Origin of the sequence: Cellulomonas sp. Y8, from assembly GCF_008033115.1 — a bacterium.
GTDB lineage: Bacteria > Actinomycetota > Actinomycetes > Actinomycetales > Cellulomonadaceae > Cellulomonas.
On sequence record NZ_CP041203.1, the window covers coordinates 2,609,147 to 2,626,944 of the forward strand.

The following is a 17,798-nucleotide window of genomic DNA, read 5'->3' on the forward strand; positions in this document are numbered from 1 at the left end:
GACCCGTGACTTCCCCGACCGCCCTGCCGCTCGCCGACCCCGTGCTCGCCGAGCGCATCGCGGGACGCCTCGACGTCGTCGAGGAGCGTCTGCGCGCCGCCGTCGCGTACGCGGACCCGCTCGTCGACGACGCCGCGCACCACCTGGCGAACGCCGGCGGCAAGCGCCTGCGCCCGCTGCTGACGCTGCTGTCCGCCGAGCTCGGCGGCACCGCGGGCTCCGACGACGTCCTGGACGCGGCCGTCGTCGTCGAGCTCACGCACCTCGCGTCGCTCTACCACGACGACGTCATGGACTCCGCGCCGCTGCGCCGCGGCGCCCCCGCCGCGCACGAGGTCTGGGGCAACAACGTCGCGATCCTCGTCGGGGACCTGCTGTTCGCGCGCGCCTCCAGCACCGTCGCGCACCTCGGCCCGGAGGCCGTCATCATCCAGGCCGGCACCTTCGAGCGGCTGTGCCTCGGCCAGCTGCACGAGTCCACCGGCCCCGGCGCGGACGACGACGCCGTGCAGCACTACCTGCACGTCCTCGCCGACAAGACCGCGTCCCTCATCGCCACCTCCGCGCGGCTCGGCGCCATGTACGGCGGCGCGTCCCCGGAGGCCGTCGAGACCGTCGCCGCGTTCGGCGAGCGGATCGGCGTGGCCTTCCAGCTCGCCGACGACGTCCTGGACCTCACCTCCGCGGGCGACGTCTCCGGCAAGACCCCCGGGACCGACCTGCGCGAGCAGGTGCCGACCATGCCGGTGCTGCTGCTCCGGGAGCGCGCCGCCACCGGCGCCGACCCCGCCGACGCCGAGCTCGTCGCCCGCCTCGACGGCGACCTGTCCGACGACGCCGTGCTCGCCCAGGTGCTCGCCGACCTCCGCGCGCACGACGTGGTCCGCGAGACCCGGGAGCGGGCCGCCGCGCTCGTGACCGAGGCCGTCGACCTGCTCGCGCCGCTGCCGGACGGGCCCGTGAAGGACTCGTTCGTGTCGTTCGCGGACGCGCTGGTCGACCGGGCGTCCTGACCCGCTGACGGCTTCGGGGGGGAGCGGGATGAGCACGCCGGACGTGGCGGGCGTGGCCGGGGGCGGCGCCGGGGCGCAGGTCTGCGCCGTGTGCGGCGCGCGGCTGGAGCCGGGCGCGGCGTTCTGCGGCACGTGTGGGACGCGGGTGCCGGCGGCGGCTGCGCCGGGGCCCGGGACGGGGCTGGGGCCAGGGCACGCGTCCGGGGCCGGGGCCGGGGCGGCGGCCGCGCCGGGCTGGACGCTGGGCGCCGACGTCGACGACGCCGTCGCGCCCGTGTGGCGCCGGCTCGTGGCGCTGCTGGTCGACCAGGCGCTGGCCGTGCTCGTCGGCAGCGCGGGTCTGCTCGCCGTGCTGCCCGCGCTGCACTCCGACGGCTCGGTCGGCGCGCTGCTGGTGCCCGGCCTGCTCTTGCTGCTGCTCGCCGCGGGACAGTGGTTCGCCGAGGCGTTCGGGGGTCGCACCGTCGGCGGCGCGCTGCTCGGCACCCGCACCGTGTCCGCCCGGACGGGCCGCGCGCCCGGCCTGTGGGCGGTGCTGGTCCGGAGCGTCGTCCAGGCGCTCGGTGTCCTGCTCGGCGGCGTCGGGGTGTACGTCGTCGCGGGCTCGGGTGCCTGGGACGAGGGCCCGGAGCAGCGCGGCTGGCACGACAAGGCCGCGGGCACCCTCGTGCTGCGCGCCCGAGCGCCCCGCCGCGAGGACCCCGCGCCCGCGGCGACCCCCACGACCGCCGCGCCTGCGCCCGCCGCCCGACCGTCGGGCCCCACGTCCGGCCCGCCGCGCCCGGCGGCGGCCCCGTCGTCCGGCGAGGTCGCCGCGCCTGCCGCGGCCGCGCCGCGCATCACCCCGACCTCGGGCCCGCCCGCGTCCGCCGCGCCGACCCCGCACGCCGCTCCGGCCGACGTGGACGTGCCCACTCCGGACGCCGCTCCGGCCGACGCGGACGTCCCCACCCGGTCGCCGGACGCGCCCACCGACCGCGAGGCGTCAGACGCTCCGCGCGAGCCGGTGCCCGCGCCGGTCGCTGCTGCCCCGGTCGTACCGACCCCGGTGCCGGAGGTGCACGTCCGCCCCGAGCCGGCGCCCGCCGTGCGCGAGGACCTCGCCGCGCCCGTCGCTTCCGCGCCGGTCGACCCCGCTGCTTCAGCCGCCCCGTCGGCGCCCGCCGCCGCGTCGGAGGGTCCGGCACCGCTCGCAGCCGCCTCGACGCCGGCCCTGCCCGACCCGGCGACCACGGTTCCGGCCCCGGGTGTCGCGCTCGACCCACCCCCGACGCCCGTCGCGGACGGCGGCGCTCGCCCTCCGCGGCACGCGGCGCCGACCCCTGCCGCCCCCGCGCCCTCCGTCGCCGCGCCGCCGACGCCCGCCCCCGGCGACTGACGCCACCTCTGCCCTGCCCGCCGTGCCGGCCCCGGCGGACGACATCCCGCTCGGTCTCCCGGACACGACCGTCCCGACGGCCGACCTCGGCGACCTCGGCGACCTCGAGCACACCCGCGTCGGCCGCTGGGCGGGCTCGCTGGACGCGGCGTCGTCGACGCTCGCCCTGGTGCTCGACACCGGCGACCGGGTGGCCGTGACCGGCCCGGGCCTCGTCGGACGCCGCCCGGTGCCCGGGGCCGAGCACTGGGCCCACCTCGTCACGGTCGACGACCCGGAGCAGTCGGTGTCGTCGACCCACCTGGCGTTCTGGCCGGTCGACGGCGGGCTCGACGTCGTCGACCGTGGCTCCACCAACGGCACCGTCCTCCTGGACGCCGCCGGCAAGCCGTGGAGCCTCCCGCCGGGGCAGCCGGCCCGCGTCGGCGCGGGCTGGACCCTCGTCCTGGGCAGCCGCCGCATCACGGTCATCCCGGCCTGACGCCGAGGTCGAGCGGTTCTCGCCCGAGCTCCGCAGGACCCCTCGACCTGGCCGAGCACCGTCGACCTCGCCGCCCGGGCAGGCACGCGCGTCGAGCGCGGTCGTCCGCGCCGAGCGCGGCAGTCGGAGGTACCGCGTTCGGCGGGAGGTACCGCGTTGGTCGCGCAGCCGCCGTCGGCGGGGGCGACGCTCACCCCGTGCGGATGAGGTCACGCGCGCGTCCCCGGCGGCAGCATGGTCGCAGCCGGGTCTCCCGGCAGGCGCGCCGCCCCGGGGCCGGGGGGACCGGGGCCGGCCGCGCCGCCCTCCGCGCCGTGCTCGACGCCGGACCGCCGTCGCTCCGCGCCGAGCCCGGCCTCCTCTTCCCCGCGCGGCGCCCCGCGCCCCGGGCCCCGGGCCTCGAGCGCCTACCCGACACGTCGAGTGCCTATCCGCCGGGTAGGCACTCGACGGCAGCGCCGCCTGCGGCCTCGCCCGACCAGGACGGCGCGAGCGAGCAACCGACGCGTCGAACGAGTAGTCCGCGGGTGCTCGCTCGACGTGTCGGTTGCCCCCTCGCGGCGCGCAGAGCGGGACGCACGACGCGCGCCCGCCGCACAGGGCGCGCACGGGCGAGCGGCCGCGCCGCGGCCGCGCCGCGTCAGAGGGTCGGCGGGGTCCAGGCCAGCTGGACGACCTGGCGGCCCTCGTCGCGGGTCACCAGCTGCGCGCGGCCCGCCACGGACGGCACGGGCTTCGCGCCGCCGACCAGCGCGCCCTCGTCCGGGCTGCCGGACATCACGATGCCCGGCGCCGCCAGGTCGCGGAGCGCCTGCAGCACGGGCTCGTACATCGCGCGCCCGGCGCCGCCGGACCGGCGGGCCAGCACCAGGTGCAGGCCGACGTCGCCGGCCTGCGCGAGCAGCGGCACCAGCGGCTGCAGCGGGTTGCCGGTGGTCGTCGAGACCAGGTCGTAGTCGTCGACGATCACGTACACCTCGGCGCCGGTCCACCACGAGCGGGACCGCAGCTGCTCCGGGGTGACGTCCGGGCCGGGCAGCCGGCTGCGGAGGTAGTCGGCGAGGCCCGCGATCTCGGACGCCGCCTGGTCCTGGGTCGTGAAGTAGCCCGCCAGGTACTCGTCGGGGATCTCGCCGAGCAGCGACCGCCGGAAGTCGACCGCGAAGATCTGCGCCTCCTGCGGGGTGTGCAGCCGCCGGACCTCGGACGCCACGGCGCGCAGCAGCGCGGACTTCCCGGAGCCGCCGTCGCCGAACGCGTACAGGTGCGGCTCCTCGGCGACGTCGATCCCGACCGGCGCGAGCGCGGCCTCGTCGATGCCGAGCAGCAGCCGGCGCGCGTCGGCGCGGGCGTCGGACCGGACGTGGTCGAGCGTGACCTCGTCGGGCAGCAGCCGCAGCTTGGGCCCGGCGGGACCCTGCCACGCGGCGTTCACGGTCTCGATGAGGTGCGCGACGCCGGCGCCCAGGGTGTCGGGCGAGGAGTCGCCGTCGACGCGGGGCAGTGCGGTCAGCACGTGGTGCTTCGAGACGGCGAGGCCGCGGCCCGGGCGGTCCTTGGGGACGTTGACGGCGACCTTGCGGTCGATCTCTGAGTCCATCGGGTCGCCGAGCCGGAGCTCCAGCCGGGTGCCGAACAGGTCCTTCACCTGGGTGCGGAAGTCCATCCAGCGCGCGGCGGACGCCACGAGGTGCACGCCGAACGTGAGGCCGCGGCCGGCGAGCGCCTGGATGCGTGGCTCCAGCTCGTCGAACTCGGCCCGGATGGTGGACCAGCCGTCGACGAGCAGGAACACGTCGCCGTAGCCGTCGTCGGCGGTGCCCTGCGCGCGGCGGGTGCGGTACGTCTCGATGGAGTCGATGCCGTTCGCGCGGAAGTACCGCTCGCGCTCGTCGACGATCGACTCGACCTCGGCGACGGTGCGGCGCACGACGTCGGGCTCGGCCCGGGACGCGACGCCCGACACGTGGGCGAGGCCCGCGAGCGGGGCGAACGTGCCGCCGCCGAAGTCGAGCACGTAGAACTGCACCTCGAGCGGGGTGTGGGTGAGCGCGAGCGCCGTGACCACGGAGCGCAGCACGGTCGACTTGCCCGTGCGCGGGGCGCCGACGACGGCCATGTGGCCGGCCGCGCCGCCGAGCGACACGGTGAGGTTCTCGCGGCGCTGCTCCAGCGGCCGGTCGACGGTGCCGAGCGGGACCGTGAGCGTGCCGGCGGACCGCCAGCCCGGGGACACCAGGCCGAGCCGCGGGTCGGCGACCAGGTCGGGCATGAGCTCGTCGAGCGTGCGGGGGACGACCAGCGGCGGCAGCCAGACCTGGTGCGCGGGCGGCCCCTGGTCCTTCATCCGCTGCACCGCGATGTCGAACGTCGCCCGCGACTCCTCGGGCTCGGTCGCGACCACCTCGGTGGACGCCGGCTCGGCGACGACGCCGCCCAGCACGGGCGCGGCGGTGAACGACTCCAGCCGGGCGAGCCCGGTGCCCGCGACGGTGCCGCCGGTGGCGGTGCGGCGGCGGGCCTTCGGCGGACCCGAGACGTAGGCCGCGCGGAACTGGATCATCGTCGTGGTGTCGGGCTTGAGGTAGCCCATGCCGGGGACCGGCGGCAGCGTGTACGCGTCGGGGACGCCGAGCACGGTGCGCGACTCGGCGGCCGAGAACGTGCGCAGGCCGATCCGGTAGGACAGGTGCGACTCCAGACCGCGGAGCCGGCCCTCCTCCAGCCGCTGCGAGGACAGCAGCAGGTGCATCTGCAGCGACCGGCCCAGGCGGCCGATCGTCACGAACAGGTCGACGAACTCCGGCTTCGCGGACAGCAGCTCGGAGAACTCGTCGCAGACGATGAGCAGCGCGGGCAGCGGCGCCAGGTCGGTCCGGCCGCCCTTGCGGGCCTTCTCGTAGTCGGCGACGTTCGCGAAGTTGCCCGCGGCGCGCAGCAGCTCCTGGCGGCGGACCATCTCGCCCTGCAGGGCGTCCTGCATGCGGTCGACGAGCGTGAGCTCCTCGCCGAGGTTCGTGATGATCGCGGAGACGTGCGGCATGTCGGCCATGCCGGCGAACGTCGCACCACCCTTGAAGTCGACGAGGACGAAGTTGAGGTCCTCGGACGAGTGCGTCATCGCCAGCGCCAGCACCAGCGTGCGGAGCACCTCGGACTTGCCGGAGCCGGTGGCCCCGATGATCAGGCCGTGCGGGCCCATGCCCTGCTGGGCGGACTCCTTGATGTCGAGCGCGACGGGCTGGCCCTGCGGGGTCACGCCGATCGGCACCCGGAGCCGGTCACGGGGCAGGCGCGGCCGCCAGGCCACGTCCAGGTCGAGGTCCCGGACGTCGCCGACGCCGAGCAGGTCGACCAGCTCGGACGACACCTCCTCGTCGCCGCGCTCCGGGCCCGACTCGACGTGCAGCGGGAGCAGGCGGCGGGCGGTGGCCTCGGCGTCCGCGACGGACATCTGGTCGCCCTCGACCCGCACGGGCGGGTTGCCGAGCCGCAGCACGTCGACCGGCGCGCGCACGGCGTCCTCGGTGGCGACCGCGCCACCGACGTTGAGGCGCAGCGTCGTCGGCTCGTCGAGCTCGTCCCAGCGGTCCGGCAGCTCGAGGACGGTCACGCCGAGCACGCCGTCGGTGGTGAGGATCGCGTTGCCGACCGGCACGTGCCCGCCGTCGACCACGACCAGCACGTGGGGGAGGGGCGCCTCGGCGGCGTAGCCGAACCGCGGGCGGTCCGTCAGGTCCTCCGGGAGCAGCGACTCGACGTCGGCGAGCGTGGTGCCGATCATCCGGGCGGCGCCGACGGCGTCCCGGGACCGGGTCGAGTGCGCGTGCGGCAGCCACTTGACCCAGTCCCACTCGGGCAGAGCGGCGTCGCTCGCGACGACGGCGATCTGCAGGTCCTCGGGCGCGTGGAACGTGGCGAGCTGGCTGACGACGGCCCGGGCCAGCGCGCGGGACTCCGCGGCGGCACCGGTGACCTCGATGCGGGCGACCGACCGCACGTCGAAGGCCATCGGCACGCCCTGCTGGACGCGGTGCGTCACCAGGAACCGGTGCGCGGCGGACGCGGCCACCGGGTCGAGCTGCGCCAGCGGCGGGGTCTGCGGGGCCTCGAGGTCGAGGCAGAGCGGCTGCGCCCCGACGCCGACGCGCGCGACCAGGAAGTCGTCGTGCTGCGACCGGCGCTCCCACACGCGGGTGCGCTCCTCGGCGACGGCGGGCAGCGCGCGGGGCTCGGGGGAGGTCCACTCCGCGGCGCGGCGCTGGGCACCCGCGGCCTGGCGGACCGAGTTCCGCAGGTCGGACAGGTAGGCCAGGTACTCGCGGCGGGCGCCGACGACCTGCGCCTGGTGCTGCGAGCGCTGCCGCCAGCCGTTGACGCCGACGAACCCGAGCGACGCCAGCAGGAACATGCCGGCCGTGATGAAGCCGCGCGGCCCGGGCTGGGTGGTCGCGACGAACACGATCGAGCCGACCGAGCCGAGCATGGGGATCGCGTTGGCCAGCATGCCGCTGATGCCGTCGGAGGCCTGGATCTCGGGCGGGGGCTGCAGGACGACCTGTCCGCTGGGGACGGCGGGCGGCTCGAGGCGCGTCCCCTGCTGCGGCGCGATCGACATCGTCGGCGCTCGGTCCCTCCTGCCGGGCGGGGAGCCAGACGCCCCCCGACGTTCCTGTGGCGTCAACCTACCCGCACGGGCGCGCGCGGGGCGGTCGGCGTTCCACCGTCCGGGCGATCCTGGCCGCGGTCCCCCCGGACGGGGGGACGACCGGGGTGCTGACCGGCCCTGACCGCATAGCATGACTGGCGCCGCGCCCGGGGGCGGGCGGGACCGCCGCCGACGCCCCGCCGGGCGCGCGACCGGCGGAGGGAGAGCGCGTGACGGTGCAGTCGACCGGCGCGCCCCTGACGCGCGTCGCCGTGCACCTGGGTGCCCGCCGCCTCGACGTCGCCCTGGACGCCGCTCGCACGCTCGGCGAGCTGCTGGCCGCCGCCGGGGTGCCGCTCGTCCCGGGGATGCTCGCGCTCGACTCGTCCGGCCGCGTCCTCGACCTCGCCGCGCCGGTCGCCGCGCAGGTGGCCGACGGCGCGGTCGTGCACGTCGTCGCGCCCGCGCCGCGCCCCCGGGGCCGGGCCGCGCGCGCCCGCGCCGGCTGGGTCGCCCGCCGGCCCGACCCGCAGCCCGCGCTGCTCGGCGCCGCCGCGGCCGCGTCCGGGGTGCTGGCGGCCGTGGCGCTGATCGACCCCGTCGCGCGGGGGTGGCTCGCGCTGGCCGCCGCCGTGCTCCTGGGGGCCGCGGGGCTCGCGCTGGCCGTGCTGCCCGTGGCGTCGGCGACCGCCGCCACGCTCGCCGCGCCGGTGCTGGCGTTCGCCGCGGGTGTGGCCGCCGTCGACCCCGCCGGGTCCGCCGACCGGCGGCTCGCGCTCGTCGCGGGCCTCGTGGCGGCGACCGCCGCGGCCGCGGTGCGCTGGGTCGCCACCCGCGCGGAGCGGCGCGGCCAGGACGTCGCGGGGGTGCTGGTCGTCGCCGTCGGCGTGGTGGCCGGCCTGGCGCTCGCCGTGCTGCTGGCCGGGCTGCCGGGCGTCGTCGCCGCGGCGGTGCTGCTGGGCCTGACCCCGGTCGGGCTGCGGGCGATCCCCGTCATGGCGCTGTCCGTGCCGGACGAGCAGCTGGTCGACCTCGCGCACGTCGCCCGCACCGCGCCGTCCGTCCGCGGACCGCGGCCGCGGGGGCTGGGCCGGGTCAACGAGCGCCAGGTCGTCCGCACCGTCGACTCCGCCGAGCGCCGCACGGACGCCGGCGTCCTGCTGGTGTGCGCGCTGCCGCCCGTGCTGGTCCCGCTGGTGCTCGTCGCGGCGCTCGGCGACCCGCAGCGGGCGACGCTGCGCGGCTGGGCCGCGGTGGCGCTGGTGGCGGCGCTCGTCGCCGTGCTGTCCCTGCAGCCGCGCGCGGCGCGGGGGCCGGTCGCGCGCTGGGCGCCGCGGGTGGCCGCGGCGCTCGTGCTCGTCGAGCTCGCGGCGCTGGGCGCGCCGCGGCTCGGGCCGGACGCGGTGCTGCTGGCCGCCGGGTGCCTCGTGATCGCGCTGGCCGCCGCGGCGATCGGCGTGGCGCTCGGGCGCGGGTGGCAGTCGGTGGTGGCGTCGCGGTTCGCGGACTTCGTCGAGGGTCTGGGTGTCGTCATGGCGCTGCCCGCGGCGCTGGTGGCGGCCGACCTCATCGAGACGCTGCGGCGGGTGACGTCGTGAGGCGGGCGCGCGCAGCCGCGCGACCGGGCAGGGGCAGGACGACAGCGACGACGGGGGAGCCGACGTGGACCAGACGATGAGCGCGATGCCGGTCGGCACCGTCGCCGTCCGCGCGTGCGCGAGCTGCCACCGGCCGCTGCGGGAGGACGCCCGGTTCTGCACCGCGTGCGGCGCCCCGGCGCAGCCCGACGCCACCGTGACGGTCGTCGAGGGCGCCCAGGGCCGGACCCGCGCCGACGCCCGGCCCCACGAGCCGCGCCCCGCCGTGCTGCACCCCGCGTTCGGCGACGCGACCCCGGCCGGCCCCGGGCGGCGCGTGCTGGCCTACGCGCTCGACGCCGTGGCCGTGGGCGCCGTCGCGGGTGGTCTGCTGGCCTGGACCGGCTCGTGGCTGCTCGCGGCGCTCGTCGTCGTCGAGCTCGCCGTCGGCCTGCTCGTCTGGGAGGCGCACACCGGCCGGACCCTCGGCAACACCGTCCTCGGCCTGCGCACCGCGCGCGAGGAGACGCCGTACTCGGTCGGGCCCGCGCGCGGCTTCCTGCGCGGGCTCGTGCTGGCCGCCGGGCACGCCGCCGCGGGGCTCGGGCAGTGGCTGGTCGTGGCGTCGGGGGCGTTCGACAAGACCGGGCGGGCGCAGGCGTGGCACGACCGCGTCGGGCGGGCCGTCGTCGTGGACGTCCGGGCGCACGAGCGGGCCGTCGAGGCGGCCGCGGACGCCGCGGAGCGCGCGGGGGCCGTGGCCGTGGGGGCGGCGCCGCGGGCGGGCGTGCAGGTGGGTGGCGCGGGGGTGCCGCAGCAGCCGGGAGCGGTGCCGGGGGTCGCGCAGGCGCCGGCCGGCGCTGCGCCGGTGCAGCCGCAGCAGCCGCAGCCGCCTCGGCCGCCGCAGGTCGGGCCGGCCGCCGGCGTGCCGGCACCGTCCGCCGCGCCCGCGCAGCCGGCCGCAGCGCAGCCGTCCGCCCCGGTGGCCACGCCCGCCGACGGTGCCACCGGCGCCCCGACCGGTCGGCGCGCCGCCCGTGCCGCCGCCGCGCAGATGCCCGCGGTCCCGGCGGTGGACCAGCCGCAGCAGCCCCCGGCCGCCGCGGCGCAGCCCGCCGCCGAGGCCGCGTCGGTCGGCATCCGCCCCGTGGTCCCGGCCCAGCCGGCCCCGGAGCCCGCCGCCCCGCGCGTGGTGCACCACCAGGCGCAGCCGTCCCCGTTCCTGGTCACCCTCGACACCGGCCAGGTCATGTCCGTCACCGGTCCCGGGCTGATCGGCCGCGCCCCGCGTCCGGCCGCCGGCGAGCGCTGCGACCACGTCATCGTGGTGGACGACCCGGAGCGCAGCGTCTCGCGCACGCACGCGCGGTTCGGGATCGACGACGGCACGTTCTGGGTGTCGGACGCCGGGTCGGGCAACGGGACGACGCTGCGGCTGCCCGGCGGGCGCGTCGTGCCGGTGCCGGCGGACCAGCGGGTGCTGGTGCCGTCGGGGTCGACGATCCAGGTGGGCGACCGCGGGGTGCGGATCGACGCGCCGGGGGCGGCGCGGGGCTGAGGAACGCCGGGTCCACACGGGACCGCCGGGCGCACCGCCGCCTCCGACAGCCTGGTACACCCGCGCTCAGGCGGACTCCACGTCCGCCGCGGGCAGACACACTGTCGCCTTCAGGACCTCGGCATTCGGGGAGAGTGCTGCGGAGTCACCGATTCCCTCGGAAAGCAGCGGGCGGTGCGTCGTGAGCGGAGTGCAGGTCGGAGCGGTGCCCCCGACGTCGAGCCAGGACGATCGCGAGCCCGCCGCCGACCAGGATGATCGCGGCGGTGCCGCCGACGATCGCGGCCCAGGGGGTCCCGGCGGCGTCCGTCTGCGCCGCGACGTCGACCTCGCTCTGGTCCTCGGGGCCGGTGTGATCCGCTCGGGCATCAGCCGGTTCCGCGGACGCCGACTCGGCCGGTGTCCCGAGCACTTCGGCGATCGACGGCGCGGCGTCCTCGTCGGCCAGCAGGAACGGGTTCTCGTCGGGGTACGTCGTGGGGTCGACTGACAGCAGCGCGCGCGGGCTGACGGTGCCGTAACCCCACGCGGCGTCCTGCGCGGGCGCCTCGCTGACACGCCCGTCGGTCGTGTGGATGAGAGCCTGCAGCAGCTGCCCGCTCGTCGCTTCCGGGTAGAGCGACCACAGGAGCGCGAGAGCGCCGGCGGTGTAGGCGGTGGCGTTGGACGACCCGGTCGTCATCCAGTACGTGTCCCACGTCGGCAAGAGCTCACGGATGAAGGCGCCCGGTGCCACAGCGCCGAGACCCTCGCCGTACGGGCTGCCCTCGGCCAGGGTCACGTCCGGGGTCACCGTGCCGACCGACAGGACGCCGTTGAAGCCGGCGGGCAGCCCGCTGAGGGCACCGTCGTTGCCGCCCGCGGCGACGACGATCGCCCCGGCGCGGAGCGCCTCCGCGATCGCCGTCGCGGAGAAGTTGTTGTTGCCCGGCACGGCGATGATGTCCGCACCGTCCGCCAGGGCGTCGCGGAATGCGTCGTCCTGGCGGTGCTCCTGGCCAGCGGGAGTCTCGCAGGGCGCTCCGTCGACGATGATCGCGTAGGTGCGCAGCGTGACGCCGGGGGCCACCCCCGGGATGCCGCGCTCGTTCCCGATGCCGACGTCCTGTCCGGCGAGCATGGTGGCGATGGACGTCGAGTGCTCGGCGTCCGCCCCGGCGGACGTCGCCGGGTAAGCGGCCCCACCCTGCTCGGCCGCGCAGTACGACGGCTCGTGGGGCTGGATGTCCGCCCCGGCGAGATCAGCCACCGCGGGGTTCACTGGGCCGTCCAGGAGCGCGACCGTGATGCCGTCCCCGGTAGTGCGCTCGTGCAACTCGGCCAGGCCGGTCGCCGAGTAGTACCAGCGGCCGTCGTCGGCGTTGGGTGCGACGGCAGACGCGGCGGCCGTGCCGGGGAGGCCGAGTAGCACCGCGATCACGGCACCCACGACCAAGCGGGAGATACCCCAGGAGCAGGCGGGTCTCACAGCCGCGAGGTCGCAGGAGCGCTCGGGATCGCGCACGCGGCCGCCCGCCAGCCGCGCGCCGAACTCACCAGTCGTCCTGGTCGTCGTCCACGACGCCGGGCACCGGGGCGGCGGACCGCAGCGAGTCGCGCCCGCCGGCCCGGGCAGCCGCGCCCAGGTCGGGACGCTCGGCGCCCTCCTCGACGTCGATGTCCGGGGCGAGCAGCCCGCCGGAGCCGCGGCGCTTGGAGCCCTTGGCGGCTCCCGCACCGCCGCCGCCGCCCATCGGGGCGCCCATCATGCCGCCCGCGCGGGCACCGGACGCGCCGCCGCCCGCGGCGCCGGCCTGCGAGCCCTGGACGAGGGCGGAGGTCGAGCCGGACAGGCCGGAGCCGGACGTGCCAGCACCGACCGTCCCGAGCGGGACGCCCGTCGCAGCGCCGAGGCCGCCGACGCTGCCCGCGCCGCCGAGCCCTCCGATTCCGCCCATGCCACCCGCGCCGCCGGCGGCGAGCCGGTTGAGGCCCGCGCCGCCGAGGGCCGCGCCGCCGATGGTCAGGCCGCCCGCGAGCCCGCCCGCGCCGAGGCCGGCGAGGCTGTTCGCGCCGCCGCCCGACGAGCCGGAGCCGCCGAGGAACGCGCCGCCGCCGCTGCCGGAGCCGCCGGGGATCGTGCCGCCGATGAGGCCGTCCGAGGACGTGCCGTCGCCGGACCCGGGGACGTGACCGCCGCCGAGGCCGCTGCCGTTGCCCGAGCCGCCGCCACCGAGGTTCGGTCCCGGCGAGATGTGGCCGCCGCCGGTCGAGCCGGAAGGCGTCCCACCGGCGCCACCCTCGGTACCTACCACACCGGCACCCGGTGAGTGCCATGTGGGGGAGACGATCGCGGCCGACCCGGTGGTGACGGTGCCCGAGCTCCCACCGGCGGAGCCGCCAGTCGAGCCGGAGGTGGCCGGACCGACACCGCGCACCCCCGGGCCCCCGGTCGAGCCGGGGCCGGACGGCGTGTCGTGGGCGCTCGTGTCGAGCGCCTCGAACCCGAATCGGTCGGTCGAGTCCATCTGGATGAGCTCGAGGTCTGACGCGAGCTGGTTCAGGGCCGCGTTGGCCTCCTGCTCCCGCGTGGCCTCGCGCTGACGCGACAGGATCTCGGACGCGGCGAGGCCGGTGACCGTGCCGACCCCCGGCAGCGCGACGGTCGCTGCCGCTGTGATCCCCGCGCGCTCCGCGAACGACAACTCTCCCGGGGGGAGCTCGTGGAACGCGTCCTGAGCGCGCGAGATCGCGTCCCGGGCCGAGGTCGCGGCGGACTCGAGCTGCTCGAGCCGGGTGACCATCGCCTGGATGTTCGAAGCGACCTGCGCGAGCCGGCCCTCCGCCGCCACCGCGGTGTCCCCGTCGAGCCCGAGCTCGCTCGCGACGTTCCCGATGCCGGTCGCCGTGCGGCCCGCGCTCTCTGCGTGCCTCCGCAGGGCGTCGCCGGTCGAGGTCATCGTGCCGAGATCGGCATCAAGTGTCAGCCGCAGCTGATCCGCCTTGTCACCCATGGTGCCCCCCGTGCTGCAGGTCGTCGGTGCGTGTCGGTACGCGTCGCCGCCGGGTGAGGACCACGGCGGTGACGATGATCGCGGCCCCGGCCAGCGCAGCGGCGATCGCGATGATGGTGACCGGAGCCCCCTCGCCGTCCTCCGAGGGATCCGCAGCGGCGCTGTCGTCGGGCTCGGTCGCACCAGCGTCCGGTGCACCGCTGGTCGGGCTGTCGGCCGGCACCGGGGTTCCGAGCTCATCGGCGGTCGGGACCTCGTCGCTCCCGTCGGACACGAAGGGGTTCTCGTCGGGGTACGAGGTGGGGTCGGCGTCCACGAGAGCGCGCACGTGGACGCTGCCGAACCCGTAGTCCTCGTCCCAGCTCGGCTCGTGCTCGGTCCCGTCGGTGGTCCGGACGAGCGCCTGGAGGATCTGGTTGGCGGTCGCGTCCGGGTACTCGGACCACAGCAGGGCGAGCGCACCCGCGGTATAGGCCGAGGAGTTCGAGGAGCCGGTGGAGATCCCGTACGTGCTGAAGGTGGGGTCGATCGTCCGGATGTCCGCACCGGGTGCGACGACGCCCAGGTGCTCGCCGGTCACGCTGCCCGGGTCCAGGACGGCACCGGGGCCGACGGTGCCGGTGGCGACGGCGCCGTTGAGGGCCGCGGGCCAGCCGCTGACCGTCAGACCGTCGTTGCCACCGGCGCCGACCACGATGACGCCCGCGCGGAGCGCCGCGACGTAGTCAGCGGTGCTCATGCTGATCGTCCCCGGCACGACGACGATGTCCGCCCCGTCCGCGACGGCGTCGCGGAACGCGTCGCCACGACTGATGGTGGCGTCCTCGATCGTGCGGCAGGAGCCTTCCTCGGGACCGTTGACCGCGTAGGCCGTCACGGTCGCTCCCGGCGCGATGCCGCGGACCCCTGGCTGGCCGCCGAGACCGGTGCCGTTCCCGAGCAGCACCGACGCGATCCCGGTGGCGTGCTGGGCGCCGGGGACGGTGCTGGCGGCCTGCAGGGCCGGCCCGCCGTCCTCGGCCGCGCAGTACGACGGCTCCCGGACGACGAGCCCGGTTCCCTGGAGGTCGGGCACGTCCGGGTTGATGAGACCGTTGATGAGAGCGATGTGCACGCCCTCGCCCGTCGTCCGCTGGTGGACCTCGTCCATCCCGGTCGCGGTGTAGTACCAGAGGCCGCCGTCGATGTCGTTGCTCGCGGACGCAGGCAGCGCGAGGACCGGCGTGGCCGCGAGGGCGATGGCCCCGACGAGGGCGGCGCGGCGTGAGCGGAAGCCTGTCCGCATCAGACGGCGCGCGGGGTGTAGTGCGAGGTGACCTGGGCCGTCTGCTCGAGTCGAGCGGCGAGCGCGAGCAGACGCTCCTCCACGGCTTCGTCCTGGTTCTGCAGCGACCGTGCGCTCTCCGCGAGGGCGAGCCGGCAGTCCTCGATCTCCTGCTCGATGCTGCGGATCGTCGACTCGGCGCCGTCGAGCGCGCTGCGGTACGTCCCGGCGAACTGGGAGACGCTGTCGATCGCCGGCCACACGTCGCCGGTCTGCGCCGCCCGCAGGCCGGCCACCTGGTCGCGCATGCGCTGGACCTGCGTGTGCATGCTGATCAGCTTGTTCAGGTTGGCGCTGATCTCGTCGATCCGCAGCCCGACGTCGCCTGCCACGTCCGTCCTCCGCAAGAAGTCTCGTCCGCGTCGCCCCCTGCGACGCGATGGCCGCGCGGTCGCGCCGCTGCCGTCGTGGGTGACGGCGGGCGCGACCGCGCGGGTCGTGCTGGGTCGGCCCGGCGCTCAGGCGCCGCGGCCGGGGTGGTTCACCAGCGGGCGGCGTTGGCCCGCTCGGTGGACTGGTACTCCTCGCCGGAGGTCGACACCGCGCGGCCGACGTCGGCCAGCAGCGCCTTCATGTCCGTCAGCGCGGCCTCCCACTTCGCCTTGGCGGCGGTGTAGGCGGTCGACGCCTCGCCGGACCAGTTGGCCCGGAGCGGCTGCAGGGAGCGGTCGAGGTCCGCCAGGCGGGACTCGATGTTGCTCGCGCTCGACTGGATGTCGGCGGCGGCGGTGGACAGGCCACCGAAGTTGACCTTGAGGTCAGCCATCGTCTCGTCCTCTCCCGATCAGCCCAGCCGGCCCTGAAGGCGGCTGAAGGTGGACTGCTGCGACTCGTCCGACGCGGTGTACGTCGACTGCGAGGTGAGCAGGTTGGCCTCGAACTCGTTGAGCGCGGACACGATCTTGTTCGCGTCCTCGCGCCACCGGGCCATCAGCGCGTTGAACGCGACGGCGCCCTGGCCCTGCCAGTGCGACCCGATGCCGGACAGCTTGCCCTCGAGAGCGCTCAGCTCGCGCTGCAGCTCCCCACGGCTCTGGACCACGGCGTCGGCGCCCTGCTTGAGCGCGCCGTCTGCTGCGGAGACCTCTGCTGCCATGTCACCTCCCCCTACACGGCCCGGTGGGCCTGCCTGACGTGCACCCCTGCGGCGCCGCCTGTGCCCGAGCTCTTCGACCCCGGAACCGCGACGAGGCTATCCGACAGGTCGCGGACACGTCAGGTGGGATCACCCGCCCTGTGGACAACCACGCTGACTGGTGTCATGGATCACCCGTTCGGCCCAGTCATCCGGCGTGTTCTGTCACCCCTCGTCCGATTTGCCGGGCGCATCGCCCTCCTCGCGGGGGACGGCCGTCCGGGCCCCGGCCCCGCGAGTCCACCCGGACGGCCGCGCCCACCCGTGCGCCCCGCGGGCGGGATCGGCTGCCGTCGCTATGCTGACCGCCGACCTGCCCAGGGAGTACAGGGGACCCGATGACAGACGCACCCGCCAGCACGACGTCCGTGGGGACGCTCGTGCGGGTGTCGGTGACCGCCGGGGACCGCCGTCTTGACCTCGGCATCCCGGGCGCCGTGCCGATGGCCGAGGTGGTCCCGGGCCTGGCCCGCGCGCTCGGCCTGCTCGACGCCGCCACCGCGCACGGCGGCTACCGCCTGGTGCGGGCCGACGGCACGCCGATCGACTCCGCGCGCAGCCTGCTCGCCGAGGGCGTCGAGGACGGCGCCGTGCTCACGCTGGAGTCCGGCGCGCGCCGCGAGGCGGAGCGGATCTACGACGACGTCGTGGAGGCCGTCGCCGACGCCGTGGAGAACCAGTACGCCCCGTGGACGCCGCGCGACTCCGCGCTGAGCGCCGCGTGGGCGGCCGGCGCGCTGCTGCTCGCCGGGGGCCGCGCTGCTGCTCGGCGCCGACCAGTCGTCCCTCGTCCCGCCGGTGGTCGCCGCGCTCGCGGCGCTGCTCGCCCTGGTCGCGGGCGCCGTCGTCGGACGCGTGGGCACCGAGCCGGCCGCCGGCCGGGTGCTCGTGCTGACCGCGCCGGTGCTGGCCGCGGTCGCCGGGCTGACCGCGACCTCCGCGCCGCCGTCCTGGGGCTGGCCCGCCGCGCTCGCCGGGACGGGGGTGCTCGTCGCGGGCCTGCTGGGCATGCCCGCGCTGGTCGACCGCCGCGAGCTGAGCGCCGCGCCGCTGGCCGGTGGCCTCGCGCTCGCCGTGGCCGGGACCGCGATCGCCCTGACCGACGCCCGCCCCGGCGAGGTGCTCGCCGTCGTGGTGGCCGTCGTCGCCACCGCCAGCATCGGCGTGCCGTGGCTCGCGCTGTCGAGCACGCCGCTGCGCGTGGTGTCGCCGCGCAACGACGCCGAGATCCTCGCCGACCCGCCCGCGGTGCAGTCCGCCCGGGTGCGGGCGCAGCTCGCCGCCGGCCACCGCATCCAGGTGGCGCTGCGGGTCGCGATCGGGGTGCTCGCCCTGGTGTCGGCGCCCGCGGTGGTCGCGACCGGCGTCGCCGGGACCGTGCTGCTCGTGCTCGCCGCGGCGGGCCTGCTGCTCGCGACGCGGCAGACCTACTCGCGGCTCGACGTGCTGCTCACCGTGGGCCTGTCCGTGGCGCTGCTGGTGGTCGTCGCGGTCGTGGCCGCCGCGCAGCACCCGGGCTGGCGCCCGGCGCTCGTGGGTGTCGCCGGTGCGGCCGCCGCGGTCGTCGTCGGCCTCGGCCTGGTCGCCCCGCGCCGCCGGGTCGGCCTGGCGCGGCTCGGCGACTTCCTGGAGATCGCCTGCCTGGCCCTGCTGCTGCCGCTCGGCGTCGTCGCGGCGGGCCTGGTCTGACC

13 protein-coding genes and 1 pseudogene are annotated in these 17,798 nt (G+C 77.1%); 7 read left to right on the forward strand and 7 right to left on the reverse strand.

The window, feature by feature from the left end; translation table 11 throughout:
* Positions 1–5 precede the first annotated feature (5 nt).
* Genes FKM96_RS11860 through FKM96_RS11870 form a run of 3 tightly spaced genes read left to right on the forward strand, consistent with a single transcriptional unit; the run spans position 6 to position 2,872 of the window.
* Complete coding sequence (locus tag FKM96_RS11860; RefSeq protein WP_147795403.1) at positions 6–1,013, forward strand: polyprenyl synthetase family protein; 1,008 nt, start codon at positions 6–8, stop codon at positions 1,011–1,013.
* Between the two features lie 28 nt (positions 1,014–1,041).
* Positions 1,042–2,391 (forward strand): RDD family protein, encoded by a 1,350-nt coding sequence (locus tag FKM96_RS11865; RefSeq protein WP_147795404.1) that lies wholly within the window; start codon positions 1,042–1,044, stop codon positions 2,389–2,391.
* A gap of 22 nt (positions 2,392–2,413) precedes the next feature.
* Complete coding sequence (locus tag FKM96_RS11870; protein ID WP_147795405.1) at positions 2,414–2,872, forward strand: FHA domain-containing protein; 459 nt, start codon at positions 2,414–2,416, stop codon at positions 2,870–2,872.
* A 640-nt stretch (positions 2,873–3,512) separates the two neighbouring features.
* On the opposite strand, the gene eccCa is transcribed toward FKM96_RS11870, so the two are convergent.
* Positions 3,513–7,490 carry a type VII secretion protein EccCa gene (gene eccCa, locus FKM96_RS11875; protein WP_147795406.1) on the reverse strand — a complete coding sequence of 1,326 codons (3,978 nt, stop codon included), beginning with the start codon at positions 7,488–7,490 and terminating at the stop codon, positions 3,513–3,515.
* 260 nt (positions 7,491–7,750) lie between these two features.
* On the opposite strand from eccCa, the gene FKM96_RS11880 reads away from it, so the two are divergent.
* The gene (locus tag FKM96_RS11880) at positions 7,751–9,118 is read left to right on the forward strand and encodes a hypothetical protein (RefSeq protein WP_147795407.1); all 1,368 of its coding nucleotides are present in this window, start codon (positions 7,751–7,753) and stop codon (positions 9,116–9,118) included.
* A gap of 85 nt (positions 9,119–9,203) precedes the next feature.
* Positions 9,204–10,655 (forward strand): RDD family protein, encoded by a 1,452-nt coding sequence (locus FKM96_RS11885; protein WP_168216967.1) that lies wholly within the window; start codon positions 9,204–9,206, stop codon positions 10,653–10,655.
* Positions 10,656–10,800: 145 nt separating this feature from the next.
* On the opposite strand, the gene FKM96_RS11890 is transcribed toward FKM96_RS11885, so the two are convergent.
* The 6 genes from FKM96_RS11890 to FKM96_RS11915 form a co-directional block, all read right to left on the reverse strand.
* Positions 10,801–12,159 carry a S8 family serine peptidase gene (locus FKM96_RS11890; protein ID WP_168216968.1) on the reverse strand — a complete coding sequence of 453 codons (1,359 nt, stop codon included), beginning with the start codon at positions 12,157–12,159 and terminating at the stop codon, positions 10,801–10,803.
* Positions 12,160–12,187: 28 nt separating this feature from the next.
* A complete protein-coding gene (locus FKM96_RS20705; RefSeq protein WP_168216969.1) occupies positions 12,188–13,648 on the reverse strand; it encodes a hypothetical protein in 1,461 nt (486 codons plus the stop codon).
* Positions 13,641–14,933 carry a S8 family serine peptidase gene (locus tag FKM96_RS11900; RefSeq protein WP_147795410.1) on the reverse strand — a complete coding sequence of 431 codons (1,293 nt, stop codon included), beginning with the start codon at positions 14,931–14,933 and terminating at the stop codon, positions 13,641–13,643. The genes FKM96_RS20705 and FKM96_RS11900 overlap by 8 nt, the downstream gene beginning before the upstream one ends.
* The gene (locus FKM96_RS11905) at positions 14,933–15,304 is read right to left on the reverse strand and encodes a hypothetical protein (protein ID WP_147795411.1); all 372 of its coding nucleotides are present in this window, start codon (positions 15,302–15,304) and stop codon (positions 14,933–14,935) included. Before FKM96_RS11905 ends, FKM96_RS11900 begins: the two co-directional genes overlap by 1 nt.
* Positions 15,305–15,453: 149 nt before the next feature.
* Complete coding sequence (locus FKM96_RS11910) at positions 15,454–15,738, reverse strand: WXG100 family type VII secretion target (protein WP_147795412.1); 285 nt, start codon at positions 15,736–15,738, stop codon at positions 15,454–15,456.
* Between the two features lie 18 nt (positions 15,739–15,756).
* The gene (locus FKM96_RS11915) at positions 15,757–16,068 is read right to left on the reverse strand and encodes a WXG100 family type VII secretion target (RefSeq protein ID WP_147795413.1); all 312 of its coding nucleotides are present in this window, start codon (positions 16,066–16,068) and stop codon (positions 15,757–15,759) included.
* 377 nt (positions 16,069–16,445) lie between these two features.
* Between FKM96_RS11915 and FKM96_RS21595 the strand changes: the two are divergent.
* Together FKM96_RS21595 and FKM96_RS11920 are read left to right on the forward strand one after the other, a co-directional pair.
* Positions 16,446–16,649 (forward strand): annotated as a pseudogene (locus FKM96_RS21595) (EsaB/YukD family protein); the annotation flags it as partial.
* A 256-nt stretch (positions 16,650–16,905) separates the two neighbouring features.
* Complete coding sequence (locus tag FKM96_RS11920; RefSeq protein ID WP_246854951.1) at positions 16,906–17,796, forward strand: hypothetical protein; 891 nt, start codon at positions 16,906–16,908, stop codon at positions 17,794–17,796.
* Positions 17,797–17,798: the final 2 nt, after the last annotated feature.